This is a genomic window from Gardnerella piotii (assembly GCF_049815665.1).
Lineage (GTDB): Bacteria > Actinomycetota > Actinomycetes > Actinomycetales > Bifidobacteriaceae > Bifidobacterium > Bifidobacterium piotii.
Genome location: NZ_CP187450.1, coordinates 1,247,402 through 1,266,700 on the forward strand (window position 1 = coordinate 1,247,402; position 19,299 = coordinate 1,266,700).

General features: G+C 42.7%; 14 protein-coding genes and 3 tRNA genes. 3 read left to right on the forward strand and 14 right to left on the reverse strand.

Annotation, left to right across the window (positions count from 1 at the left end; all coding sequences use genetic code 11):
• Nucleotides 1-131 precede the first annotated feature (131 nt).
• Nucleotides 132-2,408 (forward strand): HelD family protein, encoded by a 2,277-nt coding sequence (locus ACPEIW_RS05115; protein ID WP_425663441.1) that lies wholly within the window; start codon nt 132-134, stop codon nt 2,406-2,408.
• 234 nt (nt 2,409-2,642) lie between these two features.
• Here the strand turns inward: ACPEIW_RS05115 and nrdR are convergent, their stop codons facing one another.
• Both nrdR and ACPEIW_RS05125 read right to left on the reverse strand, forming a co-directional pair.
• Nucleotides 2,643-3,089, reverse strand: coding sequence for a transcriptional regulator NrdR (nrdR, locus tag ACPEIW_RS05120; RefSeq protein WP_116438629.1), 447 nt, complete (start codon nt 3,087-3,089; stop codon nt 2,643-2,645).
• Between the two features lie 312 nt (nt 3,090-3,401).
• The gene (locus tag ACPEIW_RS05125; protein WP_425663444.1) at nt 3,402-3,764 is read right to left on the reverse strand and encodes a LysM peptidoglycan-binding domain-containing protein; all 363 of its coding nucleotides are present in this window, start codon (nt 3,762-3,764) and stop codon (nt 3,402-3,404) included.
• A gap of 160 nt (nt 3,765-3,924) precedes the next feature.
• On the opposite strand from ACPEIW_RS05125, the gene lexA reads away from it, so the two are divergent.
• Nucleotides 3,925-4,647, forward strand: a complete 723-nt coding sequence (lexA, locus tag ACPEIW_RS05130; RefSeq protein WP_425663446.1) for a transcriptional repressor LexA — start codon at nt 3,925-3,927, stop codon at nt 4,645-4,647.
• Between the two features lie 186 nt (nt 4,648-4,833).
• Here the strand turns inward: lexA and ACPEIW_RS05135 are convergent, their stop codons facing one another.
• The 7 genes from ACPEIW_RS05135 to trmB all read right to left on the reverse strand — a co-directional run bounded on the left by ACPEIW_RS05135 (nt 4,834) and on the right by trmB (nt 12,403).
• Nucleotides 4,834-5,313: a GreA/GreB family elongation factor gene (locus ACPEIW_RS05135; RefSeq protein ID WP_116689716.1), complete on the reverse strand. Its 480-nt coding sequence runs from the start codon at nt 5,311-5,313 to the stop codon at nt 4,834-4,836.
• Nucleotides 5,314-5,370: 57 nt separating this feature from the next.
• The gene (locus ACPEIW_RS05140) at nt 5,371-5,778 is read right to left on the reverse strand and encodes an FKBP-type peptidyl-prolyl cis-trans isomerase (protein WP_004130076.1); all 408 of its coding nucleotides are present in this window, start codon (nt 5,776-5,778) and stop codon (nt 5,371-5,373) included.
• 268 nt (nt 5,779-6,046) lie between these two features.
• Nucleotides 6,047-7,525, reverse strand: coding sequence for an L-serine ammonia-lyase (locus ACPEIW_RS05145; protein ID WP_425664432.1), 1,479 nt, complete (start codon nt 7,523-7,525; stop codon nt 6,047-6,049).
• A 62-nt stretch (nt 7,526-7,587) separates the two neighbouring features.
• A complete protein-coding gene (locus ACPEIW_RS05150) occupies nt 7,588-10,356 on the reverse strand; it encodes an HAD-IC family P-type ATPase (RefSeq protein ID WP_425663449.1) in 2,769 nt (922 codons plus the stop codon).
• Nucleotides 10,343-11,080, reverse strand: coding sequence for a hypothetical protein (locus ACPEIW_RS05155; protein WP_425663451.1), 738 nt, complete (start codon nt 11,078-11,080; stop codon nt 10,343-10,345). The genes ACPEIW_RS05150 and ACPEIW_RS05155 overlap by 14 nt, the downstream gene beginning before the upstream one ends.
• Nucleotides 11,081-11,253: 173 nt before the next feature.
• Nucleotides 11,254-11,325, reverse strand: a tRNA-Glu gene (locus tag ACPEIW_RS05160).
• Nucleotides 11,326-11,461: 136 nt separating this feature from the next.
• The gene (trmB, locus tag ACPEIW_RS05165; protein WP_425664434.1) at nt 11,462-12,403 is read right to left on the reverse strand and encodes a tRNA (guanosine(46)-N7)-methyltransferase TrmB; all 942 of its coding nucleotides are present in this window, start codon (nt 12,401-12,403) and stop codon (nt 11,462-11,464) included.
• Nucleotides 12,404-12,575: 172 nt separating this feature from the next.
• Between trmB and galE the strand changes: the two genes are divergently transcribed.
• Entirely contained in the window at nt 12,576-13,586 is a 1,011-nt protein-coding gene (gene galE / locus ACPEIW_RS05170; RefSeq protein WP_425663453.1) for a UDP-glucose 4-epimerase GalE, read from the forward strand.
• Between the two features lie 81 nt (nt 13,587-13,667).
• Here galE and ACPEIW_RS05175 read toward each other — a convergent pair.
• The 5 genes from ACPEIW_RS05175 to nrdG form a co-directional block, all read right to left on the reverse strand.
• A tRNA-Phe gene (locus ACPEIW_RS05175) sits at nt 13,668-13,740 on the reverse strand.
• Between the two features lie 42 nt (nt 13,741-13,782).
• Nucleotides 13,783-13,856: transfer RNA gene (locus ACPEIW_RS05180), tRNA-Asp, on the reverse strand.
• A gap of 115 nt (nt 13,857-13,971) precedes the next feature.
• A complete protein-coding gene (locus ACPEIW_RS05185; protein WP_425663455.1) occupies nt 13,972-16,146 on the reverse strand; it encodes an ABC transporter ATP-binding protein in 2,175 nt (724 codons plus the stop codon).
• Nucleotides 16,136-18,079 carry an ABC transporter ATP-binding protein gene (locus ACPEIW_RS05190; RefSeq protein ID WP_425663457.1) on the reverse strand — a complete coding sequence of 648 codons (1,944 nt, stop codon included), beginning with the start codon at nt 18,077-18,079 and terminating at the stop codon, nt 16,136-16,138. The genes ACPEIW_RS05185 and ACPEIW_RS05190 overlap by 11 nt, the downstream gene beginning before the upstream one ends.
• Before the next feature lie 418 nt (nt 18,080-18,497).
• Nucleotides 18,498-19,205 carry an anaerobic ribonucleoside-triphosphate reductase activating protein gene (gene nrdG, locus ACPEIW_RS05195; RefSeq protein WP_016636315.1) on the reverse strand — a complete coding sequence of 236 codons (708 nt, stop codon included), beginning with the start codon at nt 19,203-19,205 and terminating at the stop codon, nt 18,498-18,500.
• Nucleotides 19,206-19,299 lie beyond the last annotated feature (94 nt).

The window sequence follows — 19,299 nt, forward strand, 5'->3', positions numbered from 1 at the left end:
CCAAAAATCCCCACTTTTTTGTAAAAAAATAATATTTTTTTAACTTAGATTGGAAACATGCAACGTGTATTAGCCTCGAGGTATACTTAAACGCCTAGTTTTAGCCCAACTTTTAAGAAGAACGGACACAAATGTCTACGTACTCCTCACAACTCAGCGAAGAACAACAAGCGGTTGATTGCGCTTACAATCGATTAGATAACTTGCGTTCAACAATTCGTACAAGGCTTGATTCTGTACGCGCTGCAGGCTCGCATGGCTCACCAACTCAGCGAACAGAACGAGATTCTTTTGCAACAATGTACGAAGATCGTTTAACGCAACTTAGAGCTGTAGAAGATAGACTTGTGTTTGGCAGACTAGACGACCGAGAAGGCATAAGACGTTACATTGGAAGAATCGGTTTACTAAGCGAAAATCACGACCCAATCTTAACTGATTGGAGAGCAGAAGCGGCCAGACCATTCTACGAAGCAACTCCTTCAAATCATGGAAACATTGTTATGCGTAGGCACATAACTCTTAAATTCCGAGAAGTTGTAGGAGTTGAAGACGAGATTCTAGATATTCATTCAGACGAGGTAAACAAAGCGTCTAAGCAAGGAACACTTACTGGCGAAGGCGCATTGCTTGCTTCTCTAGGTTCTCGTAGAACTGGAAAAATGACGGATATTGTTGCAACCATTCAGGCAGAACAAGACCGCATTATTCGCGCTCCTTTAGACCGTACAATTGTTGTTCAAGGCGGACCTGGTACAGGCAAAACTGCAGTAGCTTTGCACAGAGCAGCATACTTGCTCTACACGCATCGCAGAAAGCTTGAAAGATCAGGCGTTTTGATCGTAGGACCAAGCTCTGCATTCTTAAGATACATAGATCAAGTTTTGCCATCTTTGGGTGAAACTGGCGTTGTTAGCAGAACTATAGCGGATTTAATCCCAAATATTCATGCAACAGTGCAAGACACTCCTCATGCAGCAAAACTTAAGGGAATGTACCGCATGAAAAACGTTATTCAAAACGCTATTTGCGCAAGAATACGCGTTCCTAAAGATTTGCCAACACTACGCATAAATGGTTTTGCTGTGCAATTAAAAAAGGAAGATATAGAGCTTGCACAATTAGACGCTCAGCGCACACACCAGCCTCATAACCAGGCTCGTAAAACATTTGTAAAGTCAGTTATAAGTTCGCTTAGAAACAGGTATCTAGAACAACTTGATTATGCTCCTTCACAAGCGGAGATATCCGATATTACTTCGCAACTTAGAATGGAAAATAAGCTCAAGATTACATTAAATCTTGCTTGGCTACCTATGAATGCCAATTGGCTTATAGACCAACTCTTTTCTAAACCTGAACAACTTCGCATATATGCTCCTTGGTTAAGTGAAAATGATATTCGTGCATTAATTAGACCAAAAGGAAGTCCTTTAACTCAGTCCGACATCCCACTTCTTGACGAAGCTATGGAGCTACTAGGCCCAGATCCAAAGATTGAAGCACAAAACGCTGCCCTCGCTCGTAAAAAACTCGAAGAACAGCAATATGCTTCCGATACTCTTGCACAAAATGGCATAGGAAATGGCATTATTACCGCCGATATGCTTATTGAGAATATTCAAGGTAACGATGCAAGTATGGTTGCAAATCTTGCCGCGTCGGATAGAGAGTGGACTTATGGTCATGTTGTTGTAGATGAAGCGCAAGAGCTTACTGCAATGGATTGGCGAATGCTAATACGCAGGTGCCCTTCACGCTCATTTACAATTGTTGGCGATGTTGCACAAACCTCCTCTTTAGGTGGTACACATAGTTGGCAAAAAAACATGAGCTCATTGTTTGGAAACGAAAACTGGGATCTTTATGAACTAACAATTAATTACCGTAATCCTAAAGAAGTTTCTGAAGCTGCAGGAAAAGTTGCAAATAATTCTGGCTTATATATATCAACAGTTAATGCAGTTAGATCTGTTCCAGATTCGCTTGTTACACATACGGTTCAGAATCAAAATGAGCTTAATAATATGCTTGCTAAATATTGCATTGATCTATTTAACGAATTTGTTTCCGAAGACGGAAGCGGACGCGTAGCAATTATTGTTCCTCAAGAACTAATAGAGCATGCAAACAAAATCGTTAAAAATACTCTTAGCAAGAATCTTTCAACTAAGGAATATGCACGCATAATTCAGCAAAACTTTGACGATAGCCAAATTAGCGTTTGCAGTGCGGAAGATGTTAAGGGATTGGAATACGATGCGGTAATCCTAATGCAACCTTCTGCTATAGAACAAGAAGCAGCATCCAGACTTAGCGCAGCGGCAAATCTATACGTTGCAATGACAAGACCAACACAGCGTCTTGTTGTCTTGCGCACACAAGACGACGCCAATTTTTCAAAGTAATGATCGCGAAGTAAAAGTACTGAGTAAACCCAACTATTAACAACCTTGTTATTTGTTTGACCCTTTAATTGGGTCAAACAAATCAGGTTATCCCTCACACTATAACCATATTTATTCTAAGACTCAACGATTCGCTAACAAACAGCAAATCAACATTCACACAAACTCAAATACTCAAACTTATACTTTTAGCAATATTCACAAAGTGTTCACTCAATGTAAAACATTGCACAATCACTTGCTTTTCTTAAGATCATCTATTGAACGTTCAAAATCTTCCAAACCAGTAAAATTCTGATATACGCTAGCAAAACGAAGATACGCCACCTCGTCTAATTCACGCAACGGCTTTAATATTGCTTTTCCAACATCTTCGGATGTGATTTGAGCTAATCCACGAGCACGTAAATCAGCTTCAACTTCCATTCCAAGAGTCTTTAGCTCCTCAGAATCTATTGGTCTACCCTGGCAAGCTTTTCCAACACCAGCAACCACTTTTGCCCTATCAAAAGGTTCCACAGAACCAGAACGCTTCATAACGAGCAATTGCGTAGTTTCTACTGTTGTAAAACGATTACCACACATCTGACACTCGCGCCTACGACGGATTGAATATCCATCCTCGCTGATTCTAGTGTCAATAACCTTAGTATCGGAATTCTTACAAAAAGGACAATGCATATATACAGCATACTAAAAATTAATTAAATATGTTATATATATTTCAATGTTTTATATAAATAAATCGATTTTTTCATATTTTTCCTCGTATATTTTATAAAATTTATCGCAAAACACTCGAATAGATGGATATATAGATACATCCATAACAACAAGTGGTTCAACAATTGGTTTAACGCTTAAATCATGACAACTACAACATGCAGAATCATCGCAATAATATAATGTAAACAAATCATATGAATCTGACGAATTATATTCATAATCTGAACTCATCAATACTCCATTCTAATAGTATTTGTAATAACAGAATCAGTCGTCAATAAAAGGTACTCGTATAGACTGCCCTACTTCTAAATCTGGAGAATCAAGATTATTTAATTGCATAAGGTAATCAACAGAATCAGAAATATTGCCATTTTTATCTGTTATGGATTTTGCATAACTCCACAAGGTATCTCCAGGGCGAACAGTATACGTTACAAAGGATTTTGATACGGCTGAAACAGCTGGCTTTGGCATAAAAATAATCCAAGCAAAGCAAACTAACGCAGAAAAAACTATAAAACGCATAAATAATTTATTTTTGCGTTTTTTGTGACTCTTATTAGCCAGAGCGGCACGATTTGGTGTTGAATAATTAACGCCATCAAAAGAGTTCAACTTCTTATACATAACTATCCTTTCTTACGTTTTAATTGACATGAACATTTGTTCTATCGAACAAGTGTATTAATCTTGACACATTTGTTCTAAAGATGCAACGGCGTGTCGAACATATGTTTGATTTTTTTAGAAAAGTGTATTAGAATGTAAAACAACGAAAGGAGACACCATGAATACCACCCAAAACGAGCTTAGTGATTCTGCGGCGCACAACGCTGAGCCACTAACAGATCGCCAAAGAAAAATCATGGATGCTATACAGCAATGCCTCAAAGAACATGGATTCCCTCCATCTTTTAGAGAAATAGGCGAAGCTGTAGGCTTAAGAAGTCCTTCTTCCGTAAAACATCAATTACGAGCACTCGAGATGAAAGGATTAATACGAATAAGCGCAAATAAAGGTAGAGCAATTGAAGTTATTGGAGATTTTATACAAAAGAATAAAGAAAAAGCTCATGCATTGCTTGAAAAACAATCAGCTATCGATGTGAGCTTGTATAACAGTGAGTCTTTGATAAACTCTCACGATGTTCCTCTTGTTGGAAGAATCGCTGCAGGAGTACCTATAACAGCTGAACAACATGTTGAAGATGTTATGCGTTTGCCAGAAAGACTTACTGGAAGCGGAAATCTGTTCATGCTAGAAGTGCATGGAGATTCAATGATTGACGCAGCAATTTGCGACGGTGATTATGTTGTTGTGCGAGAACAGAACGAAGCAACAAATGGAGATATTGTTGCTGCACTGCTAGATAACGAAGCAACTGTAAAGACGTTTAGAAAAGAAAATGGTCACGTTTGGCTTATGCCTCACAATCCAGCGTATTCCCCTATAGATGGGTCTCACGCAAAGATAATGGGCAAAGTTGTTACCATTTTAAGAAAAATTTAATGATTTAAAAGATTTACAAGATTTACGAGATTAAAACAACTAAAGAGCGATACTGTTAAACGGATACAAATAAGCATATAAATAAAATCGCTGTGACCTATAAATCATATAGATTCTAAATCACAGCGATTAGAGAAAATAGATAGATAACAAGTATGTGCTCGCTTATTAAAACAAATTCATTGTTTAAGCGAGTGGATGAGAATCCTTAATGGTTACAGAAATTTGGCGACCATTTGGAGCAGAGTAGCTAACAGTATCACCCGCTTTAGCGCCAAAAATTGCAGCACCAATCGGAGATTCTGGACTAATAACATCGTAATCGGTAGCAACAGCAATATCACGAGAGCCAAGAACATAAGTCATCTCTCGACCAGCAAGATCTAAAGTAACAACAGAGCCATTGCCAACAAGGCCTTCCGCTGGAGCCTCAAGGATCTTTGCGTTGCGTAGCTTAACAATAAGCTCGTTAATACGACCCTCGTTCTTGCCCTGCTCTTCGCGAGCAGCCTGATAGCCACCGTTTTCAGACAAATCGCCTTCGGCGCGAGCAGCAGCAATACGCTCGGTGATTTCATCACGATATTCACCTTCGCGATGAGCTAATTCTTCCTTAAGCTTATCGTAGGCCTCTTTAGTCAATAGAATTATTTTTTCTTCAGGCATTTTGCAATCTCCTTAACAAAGAACAAAGAATAAAAGCAACAAAACAATCACTCGCGTTTAGCGAGTAGAAATAATATCAATCACAAAAACGAGGGTGTCCGAACCACCAATTCCAGCCTGCGGAACACCTCGTGAACCATAACCATACTCAGGCGGAATAGAAACAAGTAAGCGAGAACCAACATTATGTCCTGGAACAGTACGATCCCAACCCTGAATAACCTGGCCAACACCAATACCAAAGCTGGCAGGAGTATGACGAGCAAAACTAGAGTCAAAAGGCTCACTTGCTCCCCAAACAACGCCATGGTAATTAACGGTAACAGTGTCTCCAGCACGAACCAAAGGCCCATTGCCTTCTACCAATTCAACAACCTTAAGCCCTGCTGGCGGCTCAAGCGCTGGGAACGTCACCGTTGGCGTAGTACCAAATTCCGCAACCACTTCTGGCATATCCTGTGCCATTTTGCCTCCTTTATAACCTCTTATAATCCCTTACAAACATGTGTAAATGCTTGCAAAAAGCCACTAACACTTACAAACTATTCATTAAAAACTTTGAATATTATAACATTTTTGCAATTTTATAGCGTGTTTTAGATTAGCACTCAACCGCTACCTATGCCAATACGCATATAACTTGCATAACAGTATAGCAACACAATGCAAGCAAATACGCAAAACATCCTTAAGGAAAATGCAATAAAAATAGCTATAAATGCAACGACTATAACTAGCACTCAACTACATTTACAGCTAAGCCACCCTTAGATGTTTCGCGATATTTAGACATCATGTCTTGGCCAGTTTCCTTCATAGTTTTAATAGCACTATCCAAGCTAACAATATGAGAGCCATCACCTAGAAGAGCCATTCTAACAGCGTTAATAGCAGTGTTGGCAGCCATAGCATTGCGCTCGATACAAGGAATCTGAACCAAGCCACCAACCGGATCACAAGTGAGACCAAGATGATGCTCAATACCAATTTCGGCAGCATTTTCAACCTGCTGCGGAGTTCCGCCAAGAACTTCGCACAGGCCTGCAGCAGCCATAGAACACGCAGAACCAACTTCTCCCTGGCACCCAACTTCTGCACCAGAAATAGAAGCATTGCGCTTAAACAAATAGCCAACAGCTCCAGAAGCAAGAAGGAACTTTATTATTCCCTCCTCGCTAGAACTGTCTACAAAACGCCAATAGTATTGCAAAACAGCCGGAATAATACCAGCGGATCCATTAGTCGGAGCTGTAACAATACGACCACCTCCAGCGTTTTCTTCACTTACTGCAAGAGCAAAAAGATTTACCCATGCAGAGTCAGAAGCTTCCAGAGCACAGTCGGCTCTCCTACGATTTTGCTTAAGCATATCGGAATTTGCAGCAAGACGAGCATACATACGCGGAGCACGCCTATGAACCTCAAGTCCGCCTGGAAGAATCTGCTGCTTAGAGTTACATCCATTTTCAACACACTCTTCCATAACTTCCCAAACATGCAACAAATAGGAACGAACATATTCGGAATTACCGTTATGCAAAGCAAGTTCGTTTTGCCAAACAATGTCACTTATGCTCTTATGCTCTTTTTTGCAAATCGAGATAAGTTCTTTGCACGTTGTAAAAGGATATGGAACAGACGAGTCTTCACGCGAATCACTAGAAGATTCAGAATCTTTAAGATTAGAATCTTTAGTTTTATCTTCACTTTCTTCCACATTTTCATCAACGCGGTCATGCAAACCAATCATCTTATCGTTTGCATTGCCTTTGCGAATAAATCCGCCACCAATCGAATACCAAACTTGTTCGTCAACAGTATTACCAAAGGAGTCCAAAGCAACAAACCGCATGCCATTAGGATGCGCAGCCATGCGCCGCCACTTTTCAAAAACAACATCGGAATCGTAGTCAAATTCGATAGTATGACTATGCGCAAGTGTTAAAGTTCCGCTTTTCTTACAATCTTCGCGAATAGTCATCATGTGTTCCGTATCAACATCGTCTGGAAGATTACCTTCAAGACCAGCAACCGATGCACGATCCGTGCCATGCCCCAATCCAGTAAGAGACAAGGAGCCATACAGTGTGACTCGCACACGCGAAACGTCTTTAAGCTTTCCATTATTTTGAAGAGAAGTCACAAAAGCATTCGCTGCGCGCATAGGTCCAACCGTGTGCGAAGAACTAGGACCTACACCAACCGAGAACATTTCTAAAATACTGAACACATATCTATTGTAAGCACAATTGTTAGTAGGCACGACACGCTACGTCAACGATCACTATCATAAGAGTGCAAAACACTACCATCGTTTACATTATCAATCCAGTTTTCAATCAAGTGACTAACAAGATGTAAAACTAACCAGATAACAAAGGCAAAAATTACAGCGCAAATCATAACAAACATTGCATTTCCACTCACAGGAACATGCAAATCAAAGAAATGCGCAACAAACGGTATAAATGCACCAATAACGCCAGCAGCAGCAAAGCATAAGACCATAATTCCGCGCCAAGAAATAAGTGGCTTAGAAACTGTAGCCAAAACTGCAACACCGAGCACAAAAACAGTAACAGCACAAATAGTGCGAGTTACACCAACAGCGTGCACAGATTCAACAATAAGCCTAGAAGCGTTAGCGTTAGAAGAATCAAGACCGCGCGCAAGCATTAAAGGAGCAAAAATGGACACAACCAAAACAGACACAGCAACAGCTATACCATTTGGCAAAGCAAAACGAACAACACGATGCAAGAATCCAGGAACGTAGCGCCTTGTATTAGGAGCCAAAGCGAGCAAAAACGCTGGAATACCAATGGTTAACGAACCGATATAGGTTATGTGACGAGGCAAATATGGGAAATTAAGACCGAGCAAAACCACACCTGCAGAAATCAGCGCAGAATACACGGTTTTAACGAGGAACAGTCCTGCAACACGTTCCATATTTGCCATTACTTGACGACCCTTAGCAACAACGTCTGGAAGATGCGAAAAGCGTGAGTCAACAAGCACAACTTGCGCAACAGCTTTAGCAGCTGGAGCAGCGTTACCCATTGCAACGCCTAAGTCTGCTTCTTTGAGCGCAAGCGTGTCGTTCACACCGTCGCCAGTCATAGCTACAACATGGCCTTTAGAGTGCAAAGCTTGAACAATCGCCTTCTTTTGATCTGGCAAAACGCGACCCAAAACGTCAACGTTTTCAAGAACCTCGGCAAGTTGATTTATATCTTTAGGCAACTGCCTTGCGTCCATCGAAACAGGCTTTGAGTCCCCAGTTAGACCAACTTTTTCGGCAACAGATGCAACGGTTGTTGGATTATCGCCAGAAATAACGCGGCACCTAACACCTTGCTGTCTAAACCAAGCAAGAGTTTGACGAGCATCAGCACGTATTTTCTCTGAGCATCGAACTAAAGCAACAGGGCGAGCGCTTGTGGACACTACTGGAGAACTGGAGAACGTTGCGTTATTAGAATCGCCAGAATCACTATAAGAAACAGCTAGAAGAAGAACACGATTACCCTGCTGAGCGTATTCGTTTACACGATTCAAAATTTGCTTAAACGAATCCATTAAATGGCAATTATCGAAAGTAGAATCGCCAGAAACCGCAGAATCGCTGATTCCGCCTTCTGCAACCGCTGGAGCAATAGAACCGTGCAAATCGCCAGAAGCAACGCTAGATTTGCGTGCACAAATCGCAGTTGCCAAAACCTCTGGAGCACCCATATACCACGTTTCAAATCTACCGTCTTTTAGCGCATAGCGTATTGCGCTCCACTTTCTTGCAGACGAAAATGGCAAGCGAGCGCTAACACTAGAAGCAGAGGAAACACCTTGATCTTTAAGGCCTTCCATAATGGCAGAACCTGTAGCATTTGGATTTTCTTCGTTAGATAAGTCAAACAAAGCTTGATTCACCAAACGATTCGAGTCATCACCAATCGATTCATCACCAATCAAGTCAACACCAACAAACGCGATTCCACCATCCGTAATCGTGCCAGTTTTGTCTAGATTAAGGCAATCCACTCGAGCCAAAGTTTCAACAGATTCAAGCTCCTGAACCAACGTTTTTTTACGCGCAAGACGCATTGCAGCAACAGCAAAGTTAAGCGAAGTTAAAAGAACAAGACCTTCTGGAATCATGCCAACAACTCCAGCAACAGCAGAAACAACAGCACTCTTCCACTGCCCTGTCTGTAAAGCTACAGCAAATCCGCCAACCTTATTGATTTGCGACCAAACAAGTAAAACGCAAAGAGGAACAACAACAATCGTCATCCACTTTAGAATCGTGTTAATTCCACGACTCAAATCGGAGATTGTTTTTGTATAAACCTTTGCTTGCGCAGCAAGCTTAGACGCATAGCTGTTATCTCCTACAGCCGTAACGCGCATTAAAGCAACGCCAGAAACAGCAGTAGAGCCAGAATAAACAAAGTCGTCCGCAGCTTTACGAACAGTAACAGATTCGCCCGTAAGCATGGACTCGTCCATTTCTAAGCCCCAAGATTTAACAACATTTGCATCTGCAGGAACCTGGTCGCCAGAACGAACCCACAACAAATCACCAAGCACAATACCGCTATGATCAACATAAACATTTTTGCCTTCGCGCCGAACAATCGATTTGGAAGCAACAAGAATCGAAAGACGGTCGAGCGTACGCTTTGCGCGCAACTCCGTAACAACACCAATACCCGTGTTAATAAGAATCACAAAGCCAAAAACAGCGTCTTTCCAAGAACCAGTGGCAAGAACAACAACCATTGCCGCAAAAATGATTGCGTTAAAAAGAGTAAACACGTTTGCGCGCACAATAGAAAGAACGGACCTAGATGTTCGATTATTCGTAACATTTACAAATCCGCGATTTACAGCATCAAAAACTTCGCTTTGCGTTAAACCTTGTTCGCTGACATCTGGCAAATCAGGGAAATCGGAGATATTCACAGAATCCGTAGAATCTGCAGAGCTTTGCGAATTATGCCTTTTTTGCAAACTCGTAACGTTAGAGCTAATCTTTGTCATTTATAACCACATCCCTACTGTGAGGTGTATTGTCAATCACAGATTGAACGATTTTTAGAAGACTAGAATGTTGAATTTTATCGAAATTCTTAATTAGATTTGCGTCAAACAGATTCTCGCCATCTAAATCCTTAAGAATATAAAGCTTCGCTGCATACAAAGTGCGGTCCTTAGGTGGATTCTGCGGATTAACAAGCACAACAGGAATCCCAGCAGAGCGCGCATATTCAAGCGCATTAGTCCAAGCTTTGCGAGCTTTTAGATCAACGTGCGCACCACCAGCATTGCTTTTAACGCTAGAATCAACGCGATCTGCTCTATCAACATTAATATTGTTTATCAAAATAATAGACACAGGCTGATTTGAAGCGTCTGTAATTGCCGCTTGCGAAGCAAAATTAGCATTTTTGACGTCTGCAATCGAAGTATATGATGCATGCAAACCAGATTTCTCACACATATGCAAAAGCTTAGAATCAAGAGCCGCCTGCCTGGATCCAACTACAAACAACTTTATGTCTTCTACATCAATGCCATCATGAACAATGTCGTCCAAATGCCCGCTATCGCCAACAGCGTGGCCCTGAGGAGTGCAAGCACTTAGAGACGCAAATAAGAAAATCACCAATGCGGACGCAAAAGCCGAAACAACATAATTACGTTTGCACAAAACAGCACGAATCGCACGCATAAGAACGTGTTTTGTTTTGCGCATAAAGACCATAAGACTTTTATAGCACAAATCACGCACGAAGAGTATCGAAGAACAGAGCAAGAGTTAAGGGTAAGAGTTAATAACTCTGGCCCATAACCCCCACTTTTTGGCCTATAACCCCCACAAGAGGTAAACATCATATATAACAAAAAACGCCGCTAAAACTAGCGGCGCAAAATTTGTACCCCCTAAGAGAGTCGAACTCTTGTTGTCAGATTGAAAGTCTGGTGTCCTAACCGTTAGACGAAGGGGGCTTCAACCAAACCATATAATATTAACACTCATGCGCAGTTCTTGCAAATTACGGCGTGTTGAAGGAAGACAACGCGATTCTAACAAAGCACGCCACACCACACGCCACACGCCACGCTCAACAATCAAATTCACAACTCACTTTTTAACAACATACGCAAAATCGTGAATCACGCGACCAGCATCTAATCCCTTGCGCTCAAAATTCGTCAAAACACGCCCATCAAAGCGACGCGACTCAACAAAATCCGCATGAGGCAAATCCGCAGCGTCTTGCGCATTCCCCTTGCCAACATGCTCAATCGGCAAGCTCACACGCAAATCGCCATCGTTTTCAAAGCACGCCAAAGAATCCATAACTTCGTGAACATGCAACGCGTAATCCTCAATATCTGTAGCAATTCGCCAAACTCCACCTGCAACAAGCGCATTATGCACAGACTTAGCCAAAGAAGGCTGAACAATTCGGCGCTTGTGATGACGCATTTTAGGCCAAGGATCTGGGAAAAATGTCCAAACTTCTGCCAAAACACCACTTTTGCACGCTGCAAGAAAATCAGGAGCGTTAACTTGCGCAATTCGCAAATTATGCAGATCCTGCTTACCAGCCAAAAGCATAGTGTGCGCTACGCCTGGGTCATAAACTTCTAGCGCAAGAAAATTCGTATTCGGGTTTGCTGCAGCAGCTGCCACAATGTTTTCTCCCTGCCCCGAGCCGATTTCGACTATAAGCGGATTAGCATTGCCCCAATTGGCCTCAATCCACTGCGAATCCACACACAAATCGCTTTTTACGCGCAAAGACCCATCGCCATCCGCAATGCATAGCAAATAAGCGCCTGAGTAGCGTTGCTTGGCTTTCTCTAAGCGCGCGTCGAGCCTGGCAGATCTTCGTACAAACGAAAGAATCGCCCTAGCGGATGCGTGAGGCTGTTGAGGTTTGGAAGAGTCGCCAGCAACCGCGCCACCATCCTCGCGACCAGTCAAATCGCCAAAAGAGTGGCCACTATGCAAATCGTCACTTGCACTATCTACATTAAAATCGTTCATTTTTAGCCAATCTTCCTTATTTTCTTGCATACGCGATTGAATCACAACTCATCGCATAATATCAAACGCGCAAAACACTGCAACAATCACAAACACTGGAACAAATACAAACAATGCCAAAAACACAATATGATTCAAGCGCTATAATTTCCCTATAACATTATGCAAAAACAGCATATGCAAGAAAGGTAAACGGTAAACAATGACTATTCTAGTTACAGGCGGATGCGGCTACATTGGCGCACACGTTGTACACGCTCTTCACCAAGCAAAGCAAAACGTTGTAGTTGTAGACGATTTGAGCTACGGAAAGCCTACAAGAATTGAAGGCGCGCGACTTTACGGAATGGACATTGCTTCCCCAGACGCTGGAGCGCGACTTGCGCAAATAATGGAGGAAAATAACGTTGACTCTGTGATTCACTTTGCTGCGCGAAAGCAAGTTGGAGAGTCCGTAGAAAAGCCACTTTGGTACTACCAGCAGAACATTAATGGCATGCTTAACGTTTTAGAAGGAATGCGCCAAAGTGGTGCTAAAAAGCTTGTTTTTTCGTCTAGCGCGGCCACGTATGGCGAGCCGCCTGTAGAAGTTGTGCCAGAAGACGTTGTGCCAATGCTTCCGATTAATCCGTACGGCCAAACTAAACTTTTTGGCGAGTGGATGGCACGCGCTTGCGAACACACTTATGGAATTCGCTTTTGCGCACTTCGCTACTTTAACGTTGCGGGATGCGGGCCTGTGGAGCTAGAAGATCCTGCGATTTTGAACCTGATTCCTATGCTTTTAGATAGGTTGCAGCAAGGCAAAGCTCCTGCGATTTTTGGTAATGACTACCCTACTGCCGACGGCACTTGCATTCGCGACTACATTCATGTTTCGGATCTTGCAGACGCGCACATTGCAGCGCTTACTTATTTAGATCGCGATGAGCGCAAGTATGACGCTTTTAACGTTGGAACGGGCAAAGGCACTTCTGTTCGTCAAATTGTAGACGAAGTTAGGCGCGTTACTGGATTGCCATTTAGAGAGGCGATTTTAGGGCGTAGAGCTGGCGATCCACCACAATTGATTGGAAGCACTAAGCGCATTAACGAAGAGATGGGGTGGCATGCGCGCTACAACGTTAAGGATATTGTGGAATCCGCATGGGAAGCTTGGCAAGCAAATCCAAACCATCATATTGATGTTGAATCGTGGAAGCAAGTTGACTAAGCAGGTTGACTAGCTTATAAACAAAAAACGCGCGGCAAAAATGCTGCGCGTTTTGTTATTTAGTTTTTATTTATTTACTTGTGGCTCCGAGCGGGATCGATCCGCTGACCTAGCGATTTTCAGTCGCTCGCTCTACCAACTGAGCTACAGAGCCATGATGAATAAAAAACCCGGCGAACCGGGCCTTTACTAATCGCGACCCCGGCCGGACTTGAACCGGTGACCTCCGCCGTGACAGGGCGGCGCTCTAACCAACTGAGCTACGGGGCCGTGGCTTTGTTCCATTGAACAGCCGAGTTACTATCTTACAGAATCCACGCAAAAATGCAAGCTCAAAAGCACGTTCGGCGTGTTGCCGCAGAATATCAAGCAAACACGACGCTGGCTACTCCAGCTCCATTGCACCTGTGCAAAGTTGATAATATTCGCCGCGCTTTTTCATCAAGTCTTCATGCGAGCCACGCTCAACAATGCGTCCATGGTCCAAAACCATAATCACATCCGCGTTTCGCACTGTGGAAAGCCTGTGCGCAATCACAAACACGGTTCTATCTTGCATCAAAGCGTCCATCGCGCTTTGCACAAGCGCTTCCGTATGCGTGTCTATCGAAGAAGTTGCTTCGTCTAAAATCAAAACAGGCGGATTGGCAACAGCAGCTCGCGCAATCGCAATCAGCTGCTTTTGGCCTTGAGAAAGGTCTGCTCCGCCGTTTTTAATATGCGTGTTGTATCCGTCTGGAAGCTTGGAAATAAAGGAATCCGCATGCGCAAGAGTGGCTGCAGCAACGCAATCCGAGTCGCTAGCATTAAGGCGTCCGTAGCGAATATTGTCCATTATGCTTGCGCTAAACAATCCAACGTCTTGCAAAACAGTTGCAACAGCATGACGCAAGTCACTTTTGCAAATATTACGAACATCGATTCCGTCATACAAGATTTGACCATCAGCAATGTTGTAAAAACGCGTAAGAAGATTGGCGATAGTGGTTTTGCCAGCTCCAGTGGCACCTACAAGCGCAACTTTTTGACCCGCGTGCGCATACCAAGATATGTTGTGCAAAACAGTTTTAAAAGGCTCGTAGCCAAACGTAACGTTTTCAAAGCGAACATCTCCCCTAACAAGCGTGTACACGCCGTCTTTAGAGCAAATCGCGTGTTTTTGGGCATCTGTGTAAGAATCGCCGCTTGATTTTTTAGAGCAATTTTTCCACGCCCAATACACGTTATTTCCGCAAGAATCTTCGCTTACTTCGTTAAAAACTTGCAAATAAGACTGTTTATCGTCTGTAGAATCTACTTGATTTACTTGCGATTTATCAATATACGATAGCGATTTATTGCTACTATTGCCACTATCCCCACTATCTCCACTACAGCACTCAACGATTTTTGCGCGAATTTTAACGAGCTTAACTGTTCCATCATCTTCTTCAACAGGCTCATCTAAAAGCGCAAAAATGCGATTCGCTCCTGCAGCCGCCATCATAAGCGAATTTAGTTGCATTGTTATCTCGCCAATCGGATTTATAAACGCGCGAGAAAGCGTAAGAAGCGATATAAGCGTGCCGATTGTAAGCGTGCTTGAATTCACACCAAAAACGCCGCTCAATCCAGCAGAATACACGCCAGCATTTACCGCCCACGCTCCAAAAATCGCAAGCAAAACGTAAAACAGGTAGCTCGCGTTACTAATCACAGGCATAACATTATTTGCGTAAGAATTGGCGCTAGCAGAAATTTTTTGCACGCGAATCGCCAAATCACTTAATTTTTCCACCGCCGCACGCTCGTGATTAAAAATCTTAATAACTTTTCTACCAGAATCCGCCTCTTCTACAAACTCGTTCAAATCGCCCAAAGCGGCCTGGAATTGCGCAAAAAGCTTGCCAGAACGATTAAGCATAAAACGCACTAGAAGCAAGAGAATTGCAGTAAAAATCACAAGAAAAATCGCAACAGGAATCGAAAGCCAAGCAATCGCACAAAACGCAGCCGTAATAGACATTAGCGAGCTAAACGAGTCTGGAAAAGACCAAGAAATCGCTTGATGAAGCGCTTCCGTATCGTTGGTGTATCGGCTCATAACATCGCCATATCCGTGAGAATCTAGATACTTAAGCGGAAGTTCTTGATGATGCTTAAACATTTGATTTCTAAGGTTTCGCATTACACTTTGCGCGATTTTTACAACCAGCCTGCTCCAAAGCCAGCTAAAGAACACGCCAATAGCGCACACGAACGCCATAATTGCAATCATTCGCAAAAGTGGCGCAAAATCGGGATTACGCTTGCCAATTAGAGGCAAAATGTACGCGTCTACAAGCGATTGCAAAAACATTGCGCTTACAGCTTGAACAATGGAGCTTACAATAATTGACACAATAACAACAAAAACTTGCATCTTGTAAGCCATAATATAAGACGCTAAGCGCTTTAGAACGCGCCAATTTAGAGCGGATTTTTCTTGCGATTTTTGCTCTAAGTTTTCCTGCGATTTTTGCGAAGATTCTTGTGCAGACTTTTGCGCCAAGTTTTCTTGCGACTTTTCATTATTTTTCATTGTTAATCCTGCCGCCTTCGCTACCTTTGACGCCTTCGCTACCTTCGCTGTTTTTAGACTCAATCATTTTTACACCTTGAGAAATCGCCATTTTTCTATAAATTTCGCACGACTCCATCAACTCGCTATGCTTCCCTTTAGCAACAACACGCCCATCTTTAAGAACAACAATCAAATCCGCATGCATGCAAGAAGACACGCGTTGCGCAACAATGATTTGCGTGGAATCGGGCATAAAATGCCTTAAATTCTCGCGAATCTTGGCGTCTGTTTTAACATCTACCGCACTCATTGAATCATCTAAAATCAAGATTTTTGGCCGCTTTAGCAACGAGCGCGCAATGCAAAGTCGCTGTTTTTGACCGCCCGAAAGATTCTTACCGCCTTGCTCAAGATTCGTGTTATATGCATGTGGCAAATCGTTTATAAACTCTTGAGCACAAGCGATTTTGCACGCTTCGCGCAAGTCGGAGTCACTCGCATTCTCATTGCCCCATCGAAGATTTTGCGCAATAGTGCCGCTAAACAGAATATTTTTTTGTAACACAATTCCTATCTGGTTGCGCAAACTTTTGGAATCATAAAAACGAACGTCTGATCCGCCTACAAAAACAGTGCCTTTTGTTACATCGTAAATGCGAGCAATCAAATTTATAATACTTGACTTTCCGCTACCCGTTGCGCCCACAATCCCAACAGTAGAGCCAGAAGGAATGTTTAGATTTATGTTGTGTAAAATTTCCTGACTATCTTTAATTTCCTGATTGCCTTTAGACAAATCGCCAGCAGCCGAAGATGAATCGCCATTAACGCGCGCAGAATCATTAACAAAATCATGCGCAGAATCATATGCAAAATCAACATTATTAAAGCAAATCGAAGCATCCGCAAGCTCTGTAATCGGGTTTTTATGAACATACTCACTGTTATGCGATTGTAAAACATTTGCAACACGATGCATTGACGTGCGCGCAGTAACCGTCATAACAAAAATTACAACCAAATTAGCAAGCGCAAACAAAATTTGCAACGCATACACAACCAGCGCCGCAAGATTTCCCGTAGTCAAGCCAAATGCAGGATTATTTCCCGAAGCAACGATTTGCTTAGAAGCCATCCACGCAATAAGAAGCAAACACGCATAAAAACACAAGTTAAAAAGCGGAATACTACAATTTAGAATATACTCCGCTTTTAAAAAATAGCTGTAAATTTTATGCGATATGCGCCTAAAACGGCGGTTTTCGTAGTCTTCTCTAACATAAGACTTAACAATGCGAATATTACGCAAATTTTCGCTAACCATGCTGTTCATTCTGTCAATTGTGCCGTAAATTCGCGCAAAAGTAGGCGCAACAATCTTTGCACCAATACCACAAATAACGCCAACAATTGGAATAAGACTAAGAAAAACCCAAGAAATCGAAGGGCTTATGCAAAAAGTAAACCACCATGCTGCAACAATAATCACAAGGCTGCGAACGCCTGCGCGAATAACCATTTGATACGCAAATTGAATATTAGAAACGTCGCTAGTTAGGCGCGTAACAACCGTTCCAGTAGAAAAACGGTCAAGATCGCAAAAACTCAACGATTGCAAGCGACTAAACATCTTGCATCGCAAATTTTTGCCAAAGCCCGCGCTAGAATGCGCGCAACAAACGCCAGAAATAACGCCAAAAATCATTGATATTGCGGCAAAAGCGAGTAATTGTAAGCCGTAGTATTTAACAGCATTTTGGGATTTTGCGGCAATTCCAAAGTCAATAAGACTAGACATTACTGTTGGAATCGCAATTTGCATAGATGCTTCTACAAAAATCGCAGCAGACGTGATTACACCAAGCATACGATAGCGCTTTAACAGCGGCATTATTGTGCGAAACGCATTAGGCGCGTAATCCTTATGTTTTTTATGCGATTTTGCTTTCATGCGACCTCTCTATTAAAAGAATTTATACGCTTAATCATATCACTTCTGACTATTTTGGCTTGTAGTGCGATTGCGAATCAACGACTTCGAGCTGCATAATGCGCGAGAAGTCACCTCGATTCGCTGAGCCGCTTAGAGCAGAAGCACTGCTTCTGTGCGGCAAAGCGCTTTGACTGAGCTTGAAATTGCATAACGTATTTCAAGCTCCTTCAAAGCGTGATTTGGCTCAAACGTAAAGTCCAGTGGACTTTACATGCCAAATCAGCCGAGCGGCTGCTAATAGCCGCGAGGAATAGCGCGATGTAACGCGCGAGCGTAAACACCCAGCCCTCCTACACACCAAATAGGAAGGTACTCGCAACGCTAAATAGGAAAATCACTTGCGCGGTCTAAGCGCGCTATTTCTAACAACCATTAGCTAACTCGCGTCACCTTCGCCAACTGCTCGATCCTTGCCATAGATTGATGGAATAAAACGCTCTTGATCGTGAAGCTTTTCCCAGATTACAGGCGGATCAATCGGATTTTTCAGCGACTTTGGCACGTCAATAATCCGCTGATTACTAGATCCGCGGAATTGCAACAGCGAATCATGAAGATCCTTCATATATCGCCCGTCAACAAGAATGTCAATGTATTGCAAAAGCTCAAGTTTATCTGGCGTCTCGCCTTTGCGCATAAGCTCTTCCCAAGTGTAACCAGTCCAGCTCCAAATGTCTTTTGTATTTCCAAACTCGCTTCTAATACGCTTGCAAAGTGGCAGCAAAATACCAGTGTTAAGAAGCGGCTCTCCGCCAAGAAGCGTCAATCCTTGCACGTACGGAAGCGCCAAATCTTCCATAATTTGGTCTTCAAGCTTTTGCGTGTATGGGTATCCTGCGCGAAAATCCCAAATCGACTCGTTATAGCATTCAACGCAATGGAACGGGCAGCCAGAAACGTACAGCGAGCAACGGATTCCTTCGCCATCCGTCATCAAAAAACGCTTATAATCCGCAATCATGCCCTTGCTCATGCGCTCACTGGACCACTGCCCTGCGCGCGGATTATTAGAAAGAGAGGTTGGAATCCAAGGCCCGCGGTTAACGTCTGCAGGTGCAAAATCGTGCAAACTTATACGAGCCATGGTTCCGACCTTTTTAGTAATTTAGCCTAGCTTTTACCTTATTTTATGCGACTTTATGCGACTTTAAGCTGCGACTTTACGCAATTACACGCTC